Below are 14356 nucleotides of genomic sequence, written 5' to 3'. Positions count from 1 at the left end.
CCCGTTAGCGCAGATCGGCTGCCGATCTATATCTATACCGGCAGCCGCGTTTTAGTTATTTATTAAGCTATCGTTCCCGTTAATGCAGCCAATGCTTTTATTTCTTTTTGATGGGCATCCATATTTCGCTTTTAAAATTTGGCGATGTGATATCTTTGTGCTCATTCCAAAGAATTTCAGGCCCTTTACTTAGCTCATATCCCGATGACGGAAACCATTCCGAATATATTCGCCCCCAGATCTCTTGTAGCGCACTCGGAAAAGAGCCGACGACTGTGAATACAGCCCACGTAGAGGCCGTCACTTCCAGCTGATCTAAGCCATTCCATGCGTCTTTCGTAGTGGCAACGCCAATATAATGATCGAACTCTCCCTTTTCCTCCATACGCCCTTCAGAGAAATTTGTAGAGGCGCTTATAAACCCTGAAGGCTCAACATCAGAAAATCTCTTCATCTCATCAATCATTTCCAGCGTCAACCCTTCATACATCGATGCAATCTCCGGATTGACCCCTTGGAAAATGATTGGTACCCGTTTTTTTATCCCCACGATGTGAAAAGATTCTTTGTTTTCAATACGGTAAATCATTTCATTTCCTCCTTTGATAGTCAGCTGAAACACCATCCGAGGGAAAGCCTTAAGGGAATGTCCATGGACCCGAGCTTCCGAAGGGCTAATCCCATGCATGCTATGGAAAGCCCTAGAAAAGGAATCAGGCGAATTATAACCATATTTCAGAGCGGCATCGATAATTTTGATATCACTTTGTGAAAGCTCGAGTGCTGCCAAAGTTAGACGTCGACGACGGATGTATTCCGACAGAGTAATGCCTGCTAGGAATGAGAACATGCGAGTAAAATGGTATTCCGAACAGCAGGCTATTTTCACAACCTCCTGATAATCAACAGGATTTGTCAGGTTCTCCTCAATATAGTTTAAAGCTTTGTTCAGTTGTGCCAGCATATTCATGACGTAGCCTCCCCTCGTTAATCAAAGGATAGCAGAGATGGTTTTTACCTTCCCGACTTTTTCTGCACGATTTTGTAGGGTTTTTCATGTTTCGATGAACAGAGACTCGATATGAGGGATTACCATTCTTTTTTCAGCTATTCTGCTCGTTAGCTTAATGCCCCATCGTCAGTCTAATACTATATTTTCCCAGTCTAAAACATTGAGTACTAACAATTATTTAGAAAGCTCAAAAAAACCTGTTATGACAACCATTTGTCATAACAGGTTTCAGATGTCATTTGTCACTTTTACTTATAATCAGGTGATAAACTTAAATATAAGAAGTGACAACATTAATTATTAACTGAACTTATATTTTTACTGCCAACTTTATTTCGTTTAAAACATAACTTTATTGTTAGAAGTTATCTTGGAGCAAAAGTTTATTGCTTAGAACAATACTTTATTGTAATGAATCAGGTGTTCAGAGAAAATAAAGTATTAGACTACTGTTGTTGATTTGGTGCTATTACTGTCTAAAAAAGCTCTTTACCTAAGAAAAATAGGTATTAGACTATTCAATCCTTCCATTCAAAAAGGCCAGTCAAAACACAAAATAAAGTGTTAGACTGGCCTGGTTTATTGAGCTATCGATACCCGATAGCGCCTTGTTCTAGAGTTAGAGCTGCGCAAGCAGTCTTCGGCATATTTAAATAAATCAACAAAGCTTATGACTGAGACAAAATTCCTTTAACAAACAATGAGACACTGTACTTATAGAACTCTTCCCCGGTGACGAGTTGAGACTGATATTGTCGGTGAATTAGCTCGCTCATCTGAAATCCGTAGCACATCGAGAGAAAAGACATGGCGGCAAGACGTTCATCCTGTTTGGCTATAACTTTTTTCTTCTGTAGGCGCTCAAAATATTCAACCAGCAAAGAGTGCAGCTTCACTGGCGGATCGGCCAGCACTCTGTCCAATTCGGGAAGCATTCCTTTTTCGCGGATGCAAATCAAAATGATATCCTCATTTTTATGGAAAAACAAACGGTACTGCCGGCTTACATTCAGCAGATCGACTTCCGGATTATCGGTTGCGTCCTCTTTTAACAGCTTCTCAAATTGCGGGAAATCCGAGTGGCTTTCAATGATGGCTTCCAGTATGCCTTGCTTGCTTCCAAATTGCCGAAAAATCGTAGATTCATTGACATTAGCTTCCGCTGCAATGGCTCTGGTGCTTACTCCCCGATAGCCCTTCCTTTTGATGAGTCCTGTAGCGGCTTCAATGATTCTGTCTGAAGTATGCATTGTATTTCTCCTTTTGCATATGTTAAACCTATTCTACTACAAGTTTTGCATTTTCAGCAGGATCGGGTTTCATCATTTTCATAAACGTTTATTTAAGGTAAATCGCTTCTTTTTTCCCAGCGGCTTGGTTCCGTAATTTTTACATGATCAGGCACCAATTGCGTGAGTGTACCTAATTTCCCGAATGTAATCTGGATTCGATCAGAGGGCAACAACCATTGTTCAGTCTCGATTGCGCAGCAATCCGGTATCGTCCCCATTCCTATAATCGTGCCCGGGACCGGCGTGAAAACTTTGAGAACCTCCTCCATCACTTTTGCAGGGTGTGCAGAATACTCGGATGTGCTTCCCTTCCAGTGCAGTCTCTCTCCGATGCGTACATCCACATCCAGTCCCAGCGGGTTGTCAATTTCATCCGGCGTAACCAGAAATGGTCCTATTCCTTTGCTGCGATCAAAATCTTTGCAGCGCGTCGGTCCGGTTAGTGCTTGGAAATCCGGCCACTGCACATCACGGACTGTATTGTCGTTAAAAATAACATAACCTGCAATGCAATTCCCCTTCCCTGTAACAAAGGCCAGCTCCGGTTCGATATCCAGGTAGGAAGAATACGAAGGCCAATGAATCGTATCCCCATCACCAATTAATGCATTATGGTTACACTTGTAATAACTGAAGATTACTTTATTCGGATCTCCCTGAAATTTTTCGGTAATTTTTTGTTTAAGCTCTTCTCTTTCCGGTCCTGTATATTCTCTTTGCAGCAGATTTACGCCAGCATTTCTCAGATGTCTTGGCGTCAGCCCGAAATCGATAAGCGCAGCCGGATTCGGAACCGGCGGGAGCAGTTTTACCGCTGTAATCGGGCAGATTTCATTTTCACTGAATTGATGCGACTGTTCGATAGCATATTGCATCAATTCCTTAGCGGCATCATAACTTGCTGGCAAATAATGAAGATAGCTTTCCATACTTTCAAGACTGTCAAAGAATGTTCCCTGCTTTTTCATGATTGCATAAAAAGACACAACAAATTCCTCGTTAATTACAAGCCCAAACAAAGGTTCCTGGGATGTCTTCGTTTGAAAGGTTACTAGCTTCATGTTGCAGCGCCTCCATCCATGTAATGTGATGTTGTTCTATCACTATCATAAAGCACTGAGTAAATGCACGCAAGCGCACGCTTGCATTTCTGTTTTCCATTCTCTATAATACAGACATAGTTCGTATGCCTTACCCCAAAACATAGACGCAAAGGAGAATCTTCATGAAGTATGGACGTATTATCCAAAAACCTCGCGTGAAATTTTTTGAAGTTGCAGATGGCGTCTTCGCCGGTATTTCGCCATATCGCGGCATCAGTTGGGCCAATGCCGGGTTCATCAACAAGGGTGAAGGGCTGGTGTATGACACGTTCTTCGATTTGTTCCATGCGCGGGAAATGCGGGAGGCTTTTACGGAAGTAAGCAACGGTGGCTCTCCCGCATATGTGGTTAACTCGCACTATAACAGCGACCATGCCTGGGGAAACAAAGTGTTTAAAGATTCTTGTATTATTATGCACAAGGAAGCGTCCAGAGAGCGTTTCACCGAAAATATCGCCTGGATGGATAGCGTCATCAGAAGAGGAAAGGATTCACCGGAATCGACTTCGGGCGAGAGGTTTTTTGCAGCGGAATTTGAAGGATTCGACCTGGAAGGCGTAGAATGGGTGCTCCCGAATATTGAGATAAAGGACGATATCAACATCCGTCTTGGCGATACAGAAGTTATGATTTACAACGTAGCTCCGGCCCACTCTGACAGTGACTTGCTGCTGTGGATGCCAAAAGAAAAAGTGCTGTTCGCTGGCGATGTCGTGTTTAACGGTTGTACGGCATACAGCGAAGAGGGAACCCTCAATTGGGTTAAAGTGCTTGATCGCATTATTGATGAAATTAAACCCGAAATCGTTGTTCCAGGACATGGTGCCATCTGCGGCGTGAACTTCGTGAAGGAGCAGAGAGACTACCTCCTGAACCTGATAAGTGAGTTCAACAAGCATTACAATGACGAAATTGATTCCTTGTCCCTGACAAAGCAAATTGATATTTCCCGCTTCCTTCATTGGATTCAGCCAGAACGCTTGTATGTTACAGTGGATATTCTATTGAAAAGCAAACGAGGGTTACCACCCCTTCCAATTTGGAACGAGGTGCCTGCTCAGCTGGAAAACATGAAAGTTTTTTTGGCCGGAAAATATGGCGATCAGATCAAACAATGGGACCCTATGAGTGTTTGGCAAGAATAGCAATTTGAAGCTAGCGTACGAAAAAACAAAAAACGGTCCTGTCGCAAATAATGCGAACAGCGGCCGTTTTTTGAATTGTTCCACGGAATTAAAATCGGCGCCTTAGAACCGACAATGTAGAAAAATGGAAATGGACTTATTAGTAGAACTCTTCTAAAACGATATAACCAAATTTGATGTTTAGTGTATTTCTCTTCTTTATTGTGATTCCAAGACTTTTGGCGACTAAACTGTCCGTTAGTTGAATAACTGGCGCCAGTCTAACACTTTATTTCTCAGTCTAGTACTTTATTTTTCGGTCTAGTACTTTATTTTACAGTCTACAACTTTATTTGTACGGAACATCAGGATGTTCTTATTCCCTTCAACCCTACTCAACCGTCACACTCTTCGCCAAGTTCCGTGGTTTATCCACATCAAGGCCGCGAGCGACAGAAGCGTAGTAAGCTAGCAATTGCAATGGAATGACGGTCAGAATCGGTGTAAGCATTGGCAGTGTGGCTGGCATGTAAATGACCTCATCCACACTCTTCGCCAGGTCGTGGTTGCCTTCAGTCGCAAAGCCCAGTACATGAGCGCCGCGAGCTTTTACTTCCACGATGTTGCTTACCGTTTTTTCGTAGATGTCTGGTTGCGTAGCCAAAGCTACAACTGGAACATTATCTTCAATCAGCGCAAGTGTACCGTGCTTCAGCTCACCAGCTGGATACGCCTCGGAGTGAATGTAGGAGATTTCCTTCAGCTTTAGAGAGCCTTCCAGCGATACCGCATAGTCGAGGCTGCGGCCGATGAAGAACAGGCTGCTTACCTCTTTCGTGCCCTCCGCAAAGCGACGAATTTGATCATCGTCATTCAGCATGGAAGCGATTTTGCCAGGGATCTCGCTCAGGTGATCAACGACTTCCGCAACCTCAGCAGCCGCCATGGTGCCTTTTACTTGAGCCAAATACAGGCTGAACAAGTACAGGGCAACGACTTGGGAGGTGTATGCTTTCGTAGATGCTACCGCTACTTCCGGACCAGCCCACGTAAAGATCACTTCGTCAGCTTCACGAGCTACAGAGCTGCCTACCACGTTGGTGATAGCCAACACCTTCACGTTGCTCTTCTTCGCCTCGCGCAGCGCAGCCAGCGTGTCTGCTGTCTCACCAGATTGACTGATGACGATCATCAGTGTCTTGTCTGTGTAGATCGGATCACGGTAACGGAACTCGGAAGCGACTGCTACCTCTACAGGTACGCGAGTCCATTTTTCGATAACATCCTTACCGACGAGACCTGCGTGCATGGAAGTACCGCATGCCACGATGTAGATGCGATCGTATGTCGCCAGTTCCGCATCGCTCATTTTCAGCTCAGGCAAAATCACTCGCTTGTTGTCCTCGTCAATGCGGGCACCCATGGTATCGCGAACAGCTTGAGGCTGCTCGTGCATTTCCTTGAGCATGAAGGAATCGTATCCGCCTTTTTCCGCTTGTACCAGATCCCACTCGACATGGAACAGTTCCCGCTCGATTTTCTCTCCGGTCTCTGCGTTCATCAGTTCCACACCATCGCGAGTCAACACAGCCATTTCGCCTTCGTTCAAAATGTACACGTCACGTGTATGCTCCAAAATAGCCGGGATATCCGAACCGATAAAGCTCTCACCTTGACCCACACCAACTACCAACGGGCTAGCCAAGCGAATCGCTACCAGCTTATCTGGCTCGTGCTCCGTCATGATTCCCAATGCATAGGCACCACGCATGCGCTGCACAGCACGACGCGCTGTAGAAACGATATCGCCATCGTACATGTCCGCGAGCAAGTGAGCGATAACCTCGGTATCTGTCTCAGAAGTGAACGTGTAGCCTTTTGCCAGCAGCTCTTCTTTCAATGGCAGGAAGTTTTCGATAATCCCGTTGTGAACGACTGCAAAAGCCGATTTCTCGTCTGTATGTGGGTGGGAGTTCTCGTCAGACGGTTTTCCGTGTGTCGCCCAACGTGTATGCCCGATTCCCATAGAACCAGTCAATGGATTCGACTCCAAACGGCCTTCCAGAACTGCCAGACGCCCCTGAGCTTTTGAGTACTCCAATCCGTTTGCATTCACGACAGCGACCCCTGCTGAATCATAGCCGCGATACTCCAGCTTGCGAAGTCCTCCGATCACGATGTCTTGCGCTTGTTTATTTCCAATATATCCAACGATTCCGCACATAAGTGTATGGTCCCCTTCCAAATTGGCGAGGGACTTCCACCCGAACAATGGTACGGGGGTGAGTCCCCCGCCATTCCATGTTTTTTATATGATCATACTGTTTCATCTATTTCAGCAATGGCAAAAAACGTATCACACACAAGGTTTTGTCCATCAGATCACCCTGATGTTTTGTCCCTGCGCTCTGCGGCAGTGATACTGCTGCCGGGAGGTATCCGCCGAATCCTTCGATAAACCTCCACCTCGTCCACTGGGCTCCATGTCGGGCAGCCTCAGTGCTGGCGCTTTTCAATGGTATGCATTTGATTTACGATGCTTGTTCTTTTTTGCACAACCCCTCCCATTTTTCTTTTCTTGGTGCTAGCGCACATGAACACTGTACCACAGTTTGTGAAGAGCGACAATATCTCGTCTTCGTATTGTAGTTGTATGCAAAAGGGAGCGGCATCGAAACCGCTCCCTGCAACTTTTAACACTAATTTTACACCAGCTCTTGTTTGACCACGTCAACGATCCGATTCACGAGCCCTTCCAATTGTGCCGCATCTGGACCTTCTGCCATGACACGTACGATTGGCTCTGTTCCGGACGGACGAACCAGGACGCGACCATTGCCAGCCAAATCTTCTTCCACTTCACGGATGGCCTGCGCAATAGCTTCATTGCCATTCAGCTTTGACTTGTCCTCTACACGGACATTGATCAGAAGCTGCGGATACTTGACCATCACTTGTTTGAGCTCGGACAACGGCTTGCCAGACTCCTTGATAATGTTCAAGAGCTGCAGACCTGTTAACAGACCGTCTCCTGTCGTATTGTAGTCCAAGAAGACGATATGACCGGACTGTTCGCCACCGAGATTATAGCCGCCGCGCAGCATCTCTTCTACTACATAGCGATCCCCTACAGCAGTCTTCGTCGTATTGATGGAGCACTCCTCCATCCCTTTGAAGAAGCCCATGTTGGCCATTACTGTCGTGACAACTGTATTGTTGTTGAGCTTTCCTTTTGCCTTGAGTGCTCGTGCACAGATCGCCATAATATAGTCGCCGTCGATGATTTCACCATTATCATCTACTGCAATGCAACGATCCGCGTCCCCATCAAAGGAAAGACCCAAGTCAGCTTTATGCTTCAAAACTTCTTCTACTAGACGTTCAGGATGCGTTGAACCGCACTGGTCATTGATGTTGATTCCATTCGGATTCGCACCAATCGTGATCACTTCAGCGTCCACATCCGCAAACAGACGAGCTGCCAATGATGAGACAGCACCATTTGCACAGTCCAGGACCACTTTCAGACCGTCAAATCGCTCAGATACGGTACTCTTCAAGTGAGAGAGGTACTTTTGTCCACCCTCCAGGAATTCCAGAACCGTCCCGATTTGTTCGCCTGTTGGTCGAGGTATGGTATCCTCTGCCGCGTCCAAATACTGTTCTACTTCAGCTTCCACTTCGTCGGACAGTTTAAAACCGTTGCTGCCGAAGAACTTGATTCCGTTATCCGGAAACGGATTGTGAGAGGCGGAGATCATAACACCCGCATCTGCACCAAGTGCACGTGTGAGATACGCTACCCCCGAGGTGGAGATAACACCCAATCTGACCACTTCTGCTCCAACCGATAACAGTCCAGCCAAAAGTGCGTTTTCCAGCATTTGACCGGAAATGCGCGTATCGCGCCCAATCACAACTTTTGGTTTTCCTTCCTGCTTGTGTCTGGTGAGAACGTAACCGCCAACACGTCCGATTTTAAATGCCAGTTCGGGTGTCAGTTGTGTATTTGCTACACCGCGTACACCGTCTGTTCCGAAATACTTCCCCATGATTGTCCCTCATTTCCTTCCTTGTGCACACAACAGCTTATGTCTACCTTTGCTTGTTCGTGATTTGAATTGTGACCTTTTTCGGTGCGCTCGCAGAAGTCTTGATATACTCCGACTGATTGAAGATGTAATTCAATGGTACTTCGTATACACCCGCCGGCATATTGCTGACATCTGCTACGACCTGCAAGTCTTCATGCCTCAACTGATTCAGCACTTCAGGTGCGCCGATCACGTCGAAGTCGATTGTAGATATCTCCTGGCCATCGGTGGATAGTACCTTTGCTTCCATGCTTTCTGATAGCCCGCTAATGCGAATCGGAATCTTATCCAAACGCTTGGTCGTTGATGGAACGACTTTCAGCGATACGGTCAAATACTCCGGCTCCACCTTCACAATATTATCCATTAACGGTATCTTTAGCTCTATATCGCGATCTGATGTAATGTTGCCGAGATCGATTTCCGGCCCTGGGTATGTGTTGGATTTGATGCCATCAATGACTTCCTTCGGTCCATAGACCGTGACCTCTTCCACATTCATACCCATACTAGCCAAACTATAGCCATTCGGCAATTCATTCGTCAAGTTTAATTTGATTGGCACTTTGGCAAACGGACTCGTTACGGGGATGTTGACTTCTACCGTAAGTGGCACCACATCCGCACCTTGAATCACGTTACCAGACTTGTCCACGACTTTGAGCGGAACCGTTGTTTTGATTGCGGAAGTAGCCCCTTCCAGGTCAACCGAAGCCTTAACTGCTGCTACCTTATTCACTTGGCTTTCAGGTACCCTTACAAGCGCTCTAAACGGCTTCACAATAGGCTCTCCAGCCGTATAACCAGGGGCGACCTGTCCCAATTTCTCCACGGAAACTTCACGCTCAACGGTCTTTTTCTCTTCCAAGGTAATTTCCACGATATTCGGGATGATCCCTACCTTGACTTCATCCGGGAATCCCTTGTACTGGACAGGTACTCGATGTGTTCCTTTGCCCAGGCTCGTCGCATCGACATACACTTCCCACGATTCCTCTGGGAAGAAATTGTGTCGATAAAAAGGATTATTGCTTTCCAAAGCGACCTTTACCGTTCGTTGCTGCTTAACCACCTGATAACGATCGGTATCGTATCTCACATGCAAATTGACACTATCAATAAAAGTTGGCTGACTTGCCTCAGGAGTCGTCGTTTGTTCGGCTTCCAGATTGACAATCATCCACGTCATGATAGCCAAAAGCAAAGCAACAGCACGTGCAAACCAGTGACTGTTTAACCATTTATCCATGTTTTCGCCTCCATTGCCAACGACTTCCCATGGATTTGCCTTTAGACAGAGGCTGAAGCTGTTCTGTCAGCATCTCTGCCAGTTGCGCCTCCGTCAGATTGCGATTCATTGCTCCATGCGCGGCAAAGGACACCTGACCAGTCTCTTCGGAAACGATGATCGCAATGCCATCGGAAACCTCACTTAGCCCTATTGCCGCTCGATGGCGCGTCCCCAACTCCTTGGAGATGGAATTGTTTTCAGACAGTGGAAGATAACAGGCAGCAGCCATAATCATGTCTTTTCGCATAATGACTGCACCATCATGCAACGGTGTATTCGGGATGAAAATATTAATCAACAGCTCTGAGCTGACTCGTCCGTTAATGCCAATACCCGTTTCCACGTAGTCATTTAGACCCGTCTCTCTCTCAATGACGATCAATGCACCAATACGACGCTTGGCCATGTACGTAACCGATTTGCCCACCTCTTGAACCAAGCGGCTAACCACCTCGTCATCCTGCGTACTGCTTGAACGGGAAAAAAGTTTGCCACGCCCAAGCTGCTCCAGTGCCCGACGCAACTCCGGCTGGAAGATGATGACGACCGCCAAAACCCCGAATGTAAAAGCTTGATTCATCAGCGCGTGCAGTGCCGTCAGCTGAAAATATTTGCTGAGGAACCATGTGATGACGATGACCATAATCCCCTTCAGCAATTGTACAGCGCGCGTCCCGCGAATAAGCATGATGATTTTATAGAACACGTATGTAACGAGTAAAATATCCGTTGCATACCGTAGCAAATCCCCATAATCCATGGATATCGATATCATAACGAAGCCCCCATATCTCGCTCCATCTAATGAAGTCAGTCTATCTCCTGCGGAAAAAGCACGGCTCCACTGCCGTGCTCTGATAGCTGTACTCTCTATTTTCTCTTATGGCAAGATCGGAAGCAAGTCATTTCCAATATTTTTCACCTCATACCAAATCCAATCTACGATTGCTTCGATCGATTCGGTATTTCCCACGACTTGGGCGGTAGATGCCACGAACACTTTTCCTTCAATGGCCACAACATTTCCTGTTACATGGCCTCGAACATCTACGTTTCCGTTGCGGACAACCAAGTCTCCATCAATATTGGTTCCTGCTGGTACAACTACGACATTGCGTTCACGATCTATTTTTAATTTATCCAAATTAGCAGAGGATACTTGTAGTGTGTCATCCCGATCAAACCAACTGTTGAATACGCTCCCGGTCATCAAAAAGAGAAATACCGCTGCAGCTGTCAAAAACGGATGATTACGAAGCCATCCTGATAACAAATTCGCTTTCGTCGGCGCAGGCAATTGCGCAAGTACACGAGCTGTAAAATCAGAAGAGACATGAATATGTGAAGCACTTTGAACAAAAGCGATGGCTCTCTGCAACTCATGCATATGCTGGCGACAACTCACACAAGATTTTATGTGTGTTTGCAATTGCAGATTGGCTAATTCATCAGTGTCCCCATCTAGATATTCGTGAATGAGGCAAATCATATCCCGGCATTCCATCGTGATTTTCTCCTTTCTCACATCAATCGCAACTTGCTGCGTAATGCTTCCCTTCCTCGGTGAATACGCGTCTTGATTGTCGTTATGGGAAGCTTTACGATATCGCTGATCTCCTGCAACGACAAATCCTCGATATAACGCAAGATCATAATCGAGCGATATTTGGGCTGTAAGTGAGACAAAGCATCTTGCACCGTCTCCTGCAGCTCCTGCGTTACGACTTTGTCCTCCGGTGTTCGCTCGTTAGAAGACAGGCGTGAATACCAGTCCAGGCCTTGCCCTGGTTCGGTTTCTTCATCCAATGAAAAGTCAGGTCGTTTTTTCCGGCCACGGTCGATACATAGATTGGTCGCGATCCTGTAGATCCACGTGGAGAACTTATAGTTGTCATCGTATGAATGCAAATTGGCATAGACACGCAAAAATGTTTCCTGCGCGATGTCCTCTGCATCCTGACGGTTTCCCACCATACGATATGCGAGCTGAAATATCTTGTCTTTATAAATCTCGATTAACTCCGCAAAAGCTTCACGGTCTCCGCGTTTTGCCCGCTGAGTCAACCGTTTCTCTACAAAATCCATGCGATCCTCCCCACAATACCGTAATCCTATATACGGATGATACTGCATATGGTTTCATTTTTAATCTTGTGTTTGTGCAGATAATTTGTTGGGAAATAGAGGAATAAGCGTTTGCTTTCCTCTATATATAAGTAATGATAGCTCATTTATCTCACGGGTGGAAAGGAGAGTGCAACGATTGTCAAAAAAAGACGTTCTCCTCGAGATTGAGATGCTGCGAAAAGAACTCAACGATCAGTACAAAAAACAAGCCTGCATTACTCCAGAATTAGTTACGCTGAGTGTACAACTGGACCAGCTATTAAATAAACTTCGACTCCATCCTTAGAATGTACAGCTTTCCCCCATCAATGTAAAGATGCGGAAAAACAAAAAAAGAGGGCCAAAAGCCTCTCTTTTTTCATGATCCTCTTCATTTATTTTACAGTAATTTATCACCAAAAACGGAACTCATCAAAGCGACTGCAACGCGAGCTGTCATATTTTCTCGGTCAAGAATCGGGTTGACCTCTACGAATTCTGCAGAACAAAGAATATCTGCATCTGCCAGCATTTCCAATGAGACATGCCCTTCACGATAGGAGATACCACCTATTACTGGCGTCCCTACTCCCGGAGCATCGTGTGGATCAAGTCCATCCAAGTCGAGACTCAAATGCACGCCATCTGTGTTTTTGGACACATGCGCGATTGCTTCATCCATGACTCGAGCCATACCCAATTTATCAATTTCATGCATCGTGAATACCTTCATCCCAATACGCTTGATCAATTCACGCTCACCTTGATCCAGATCACGCGCACCGATAATGACCACGTTTTCTGCCTTTACCTTTGGTGTATAACCCCCAATGTTTGTCAGACGCTCATGCCCATACCCCAAGCTCGCTGCCAAAGGCATACCGTGAATATTTCCCGATGGAGAAGTGGCACCCGTATTCAAATCACCATGAGCATCAAACCAAATCACACCCAGGTTTTTTACGTGCTTAGCCACACCTGCTATGGTTCCAAGGGCAATACTGTGATCGCCACCCAATACAAGCGGGAATCGACCAGCAGTCATGATATCGCTTACAACATTGGCAAGCTTTTCATTGGCTTCCACGACTTCATCCAGGTATTTATGGTTTTCCGTCTCGGTGAAATGGTGAGGACGCGTTACAAAAATATCTCCTCGGTCTTCAATATTGAAACCCATCTTTTCCAGGCGTGCTACAACACCTGCATAACGGATAGCGCTAGGTCCCATATCAACTCCGCGGCGGTCTGCACCTAGATCCATCGGTACACCAACAATGCTCATGTTTTTGTTCATAGAAGTGCCACCCTTTCCTTCGTTCATTCATTCTCCACTCCTATATTGTAGCCCCGGAAAGCAAAATGACTCAACTCGACATGATTTTGCATAAATAACCTGTCGGACAAGCTTTGTCAAAAACACAAAAAAACGAGCAACCATGTCGGTTTCTCGTTTCTAATAAGCATATGGAGCGGGTGATGGGAATCGAACCCACGCGACCAGCTTGGAAGGCTGGAGTTCTACCATTGAACTACACCCGCATAAAAAATGGTCGGGAAGACAGGATTCGAACCTGCGACCCCTTGGTCCCAAGCCAAGTACTCTACCAAGCTGAGCTACTTCCCGATAAGTGGCGTGCCCTGAGAGATTCGAACTCCCGACCTTTTGATTCGTAGTCAAACGCTCTATCCAGCTGAGCTAAGGGCACCTATTATGATTTTAAAAAAACTGGTGAGCCATGAAGGACTCGAACCTTCGACCCTCTGATTAAAAGTCAGATGCTCTACCAACTGAGCTAATGGCTCGCAAAATGGCTGGGGTACTAGGATTTGAACCTAGGAATGACGGAGTCAAAGTCCGTTGCCTTACCGCTTGGCTATACCCCAACAACCCGCAAAATAAAAAATGGTGGGGAGAGACGGATTCGAACCGCCGAACCCGGAGGGAGCAGATTTACAGTCTGCCGTGTTTAGCCACTTCACTATCTCCCCATTTTTTATGGTGGAGGCTGACGGGATCGAACCGCCGACCCTCTGCTTGTAAGGCAGATGCTCTCCCAGCTGAGCTAAGCCTCCAAATCCCTGACAAAGTGACGAGTATGCTTCTTAGCATACTCTGAGAACTCTGCAGGTACCTTAACCACTGTTAAGGTGTTTTTAGGTGACCCGTAGGGGATTCGAACCCCTGTATGACAGCGTGAAAGGCTGCTGTGTTAAACCGCTTCACCAACGGGCCATTTTCATAAGATTACTTCAGGTGCTCCCGACAGGAATCGAACCTGCGACCTCTTCCTTACCATGGAAACGCTCTACCGACTGAGCTACAGGAGCATA

The 14356-nt window shown here is 46.2% G+C and carries 12 protein-coding genes and 9 tRNA genes; 2 read left to right on the top strand and 19 right to left on the bottom strand.

Going from position 1 to position 14356, the window contains the following annotated elements; genetic code table 11:
- Nucleotides 1-97: 97 nt before the first annotated feature.
- The 3 genes from ACM6JA_RS12880 to ACM6JA_RS12870 all read right to left on the bottom strand — a co-directional run bounded on the left by ACM6JA_RS12880 (nucleotide 98) and on the right by ACM6JA_RS12870 (nucleotide 3365).
- Nucleotides 98-970 (bottom strand): AraC family transcriptional regulator, encoded by an 873-nt coding sequence (locus ACM6JA_RS12880; protein ID WP_414852595.1) that lies wholly within the window; start codon nucleotides 968-970, stop codon nucleotides 98-100.
- Nucleotides 971-1680: 710 nt separating this feature from the next.
- Complete coding sequence (locus tag ACM6JA_RS12875; RefSeq protein WP_007718588.1) at nucleotides 1681-2262, bottom strand: TetR/AcrR family transcriptional regulator; 582 nt, start codon at nucleotides 2260-2262, stop codon at nucleotides 1681-1683.
- Nucleotides 2263-2354: 92 nt separating this feature from the next.
- Nucleotides 2355-3365, bottom strand: coding sequence for a fumarylacetoacetate hydrolase family protein (locus ACM6JA_RS12870; protein WP_007718587.1), 1011 nt, complete (start codon nucleotides 3363-3365; stop codon nucleotides 2355-2357).
- 164 nt (nucleotides 3366-3529) lie between these two features.
- On the opposite strand from ACM6JA_RS12870, the gene ACM6JA_RS12865 reads away from it, so the two are divergent.
- The gene (locus tag ACM6JA_RS12865) at nucleotides 3530-4552 is read left to right on the top strand and encodes an MBL fold metallo-hydrolase (protein ID WP_414852594.1); all 1023 of its coding nucleotides are present in this window, start codon (nucleotides 3530-3532) and stop codon (nucleotides 4550-4552) included.
- Nucleotides 4553-4922: 370 nt separating this feature from the next.
- Here ACM6JA_RS12865 and glmS read toward each other — a convergent pair whose 3' ends face one another.
- The 6 genes from glmS to sigW all read right to left on the bottom strand — a co-directional run bounded on the left by glmS (nucleotide 4923) and on the right by sigW (nucleotide 12001).
- On the bottom strand, nucleotides 4923-6755 hold the full coding sequence (glmS, locus tag ACM6JA_RS12860; RefSeq protein ID WP_414852593.1) for a glutamine--fructose-6-phosphate transaminase (isomerizing): 1833 nt from the start codon (nucleotides 6753-6755) through the stop codon (nucleotides 4923-4925).
- 481 nt (nucleotides 6756-7236) lie between these two features.
- Entirely contained in the window at nucleotides 7237-8583 is a 1347-nt protein-coding gene (gene glmM, locus ACM6JA_RS12855) for a phosphoglucosamine mutase (RefSeq protein ID WP_414852592.1), read from the bottom strand.
- A 43-nt stretch (nucleotides 8584-8626) separates the two neighbouring features.
- Nucleotides 8627-9874 (bottom strand): YbbR-like domain-containing protein, encoded by a 1248-nt coding sequence (locus ACM6JA_RS12850; RefSeq protein WP_007725286.1) that lies wholly within the window; start codon nucleotides 9872-9874, stop codon nucleotides 8627-8629.
- Entirely contained in the window at nucleotides 9867-10691 is an 825-nt protein-coding gene (gene cdaA, locus ACM6JA_RS12845; protein ID WP_414852591.1) for a diadenylate cyclase CdaA, read from the bottom strand. The genes ACM6JA_RS12850 and cdaA overlap by 8 nt, the downstream gene beginning before the upstream one ends.
- Before the next feature lie 105 nt (nucleotides 10692-10796).
- Nucleotides 10797-11420 carry a zf-HC2 domain-containing protein gene (locus tag ACM6JA_RS12840; protein WP_007725281.1) on the bottom strand — a complete coding sequence of 208 codons (624 nt, stop codon included), beginning with the start codon at nucleotides 11418-11420 and terminating at the stop codon, nucleotides 10797-10799.
- 17 nt (nucleotides 11421-11437) lie between these two features.
- Nucleotides 11438-12001, bottom strand: coding sequence for an RNA polymerase sigma factor SigW (sigW, locus tag ACM6JA_RS12835; protein ID WP_007725279.1), 564 nt, complete (start codon nucleotides 11999-12001; stop codon nucleotides 11438-11440).
- A gap of 169 nt (nucleotides 12002-12170) precedes the next feature.
- On the opposite strand from sigW, the gene ACM6JA_RS12830 reads away from it, so the two are divergent.
- A complete protein-coding gene (locus tag ACM6JA_RS12830) occupies nucleotides 12171-12329 on the top strand; it encodes an aspartyl-phosphate phosphatase Spo0E family protein (RefSeq protein ID WP_007725277.1) in 159 nt (52 codons plus the stop codon).
- Nucleotides 12330-12422: 93 nt separating this feature from the next.
- On the opposite strand, the gene rocF is transcribed toward ACM6JA_RS12830, so the two are convergent.
- From rocF to ACM6JA_RS12780, 10 genes are all read right to left on the bottom strand, one after another.
- Nucleotides 12423-13319 (bottom strand): arginase, encoded by an 897-nt coding sequence (rocF, locus tag ACM6JA_RS12825; RefSeq protein ID WP_012684013.1) that lies wholly within the window; start codon nucleotides 13317-13319, stop codon nucleotides 12423-12425.
- Nucleotides 13320-13490: 171 nt separating this feature from the next.
- A tRNA-Gly gene (locus ACM6JA_RS12820) sits at nucleotides 13491-13564 on the bottom strand.
- Nucleotides 13565-13572: 8 nt separating this feature from the next.
- Nucleotides 13573-13649 (bottom strand) — tRNA-Pro (locus ACM6JA_RS12815).
- 5 nt (nucleotides 13650-13654) lie between these two features.
- Nucleotides 13655-13731, bottom strand: a tRNA-Arg gene (locus ACM6JA_RS12810).
- A 21-nt stretch (nucleotides 13732-13752) separates the two neighbouring features.
- Nucleotides 13753-13828 (bottom strand) — tRNA-Lys (locus ACM6JA_RS12805).
- Between the two features lie 6 nt (nucleotides 13829-13834).
- Nucleotides 13835-13909: transfer RNA gene (locus ACM6JA_RS12800), tRNA-Gln, on the bottom strand.
- Between the two features lie 20 nt (nucleotides 13910-13929).
- Nucleotides 13930-14014 (bottom strand) — tRNA-Tyr (locus ACM6JA_RS12795).
- Between the two features lie 8 nt (nucleotides 14015-14022).
- Nucleotides 14023-14098: transfer RNA gene (locus ACM6JA_RS12790), tRNA-Val, on the bottom strand.
- Between the two features lie 86 nt (nucleotides 14099-14184).
- A tRNA-Glu gene (locus tag ACM6JA_RS12785) sits at nucleotides 14185-14258 on the bottom strand.
- Between the two features lie 22 nt (nucleotides 14259-14280).
- Nucleotides 14281-14353 (bottom strand) — tRNA-Thr (locus tag ACM6JA_RS12780).
- Nucleotides 14354-14356: the final 3 nt, after the last annotated feature.

The sequence above is a fragment of the Brevibacillus sp. IT-7CA2 genome (assembly GCF_949767855.1).
In the GTDB taxonomy this organism is placed as follows: Bacteria; Bacillota; Bacilli; order Brevibacillales; family Brevibacillaceae; genus Brevibacillus.
Note: the sequence above shows the minus strand (reverse complement) of the source record. Positions and strands in the feature narration are given on the sequence as shown.

Excerpts from the sequence above, each read along its gene's own strand:
- ACM6JA_RS12880 (WP_414852595.1), bottom strand. The coding sequence starts at position 970 with ATGAATATGCTGGCACAACTGAACAAAGCTTTAAACTATATTGAGGAG.
- ACM6JA_RS12875 (WP_007718588.1), bottom strand. The coding sequence starts at position 2,262 with ATGCATACTTCAGACAGAATCATTGAAGCCGCTACAGGACTCATCAAA.
- ACM6JA_RS12870 (WP_007718587.1), bottom strand. The coding sequence starts at position 3,365 with ATGAAGCTAGTAACCTTTCAAACGAAGACATCCCAGGAACCTTTGTTT.
- ACM6JA_RS12865 (WP_414852594.1), top strand. The coding sequence starts at position 3,530 with ATGAAGTATGGACGTATTATCCAAAAACCTCGCGTGAAATTTTTTGAA.
- glmS (WP_414852593.1), bottom strand. The coding sequence starts at position 6,755 with ATGTGCGGAATCGTTGGATATATTGGAAATAAACAAGCGCAAGACATC.
- glmM (WP_414852592.1), bottom strand. The coding sequence starts at position 8,583 with ATGGGGAAGTATTTCGGAACAGACGGTGTACGCGGTGTAGCAAATACA.
- ACM6JA_RS12850 (WP_007725286.1), bottom strand. The coding sequence starts at position 9,874 with ATGGATAAATGGTTAAACAGTCACTGGTTTGCACGTGCTGTTGCTTTG.
- cdaA (WP_414852591.1), bottom strand. The coding sequence starts at position 10,691 with ATGATATCGATATCCATGGATTATGGGGATTTGCTACGGTATGCAACG.
- ACM6JA_RS12840 (WP_007725281.1), bottom strand. The coding sequence starts at position 11,420 with ATGGAATGCCGGGATATGATTTGCCTCATTCACGAATATCTAGATGGG.
- sigW (WP_007725279.1), bottom strand. The coding sequence starts at position 12,001 with ATGGATTTTGTAGAGAAACGGTTGACTCAGCGGGCAAAACGCGGAGAC.
- rocF (WP_012684013.1), bottom strand. The coding sequence starts at position 13,319 with ATGAACAAAAACATGAGCATTGTTGGTGTACCGATGGATCTAGGTGCA.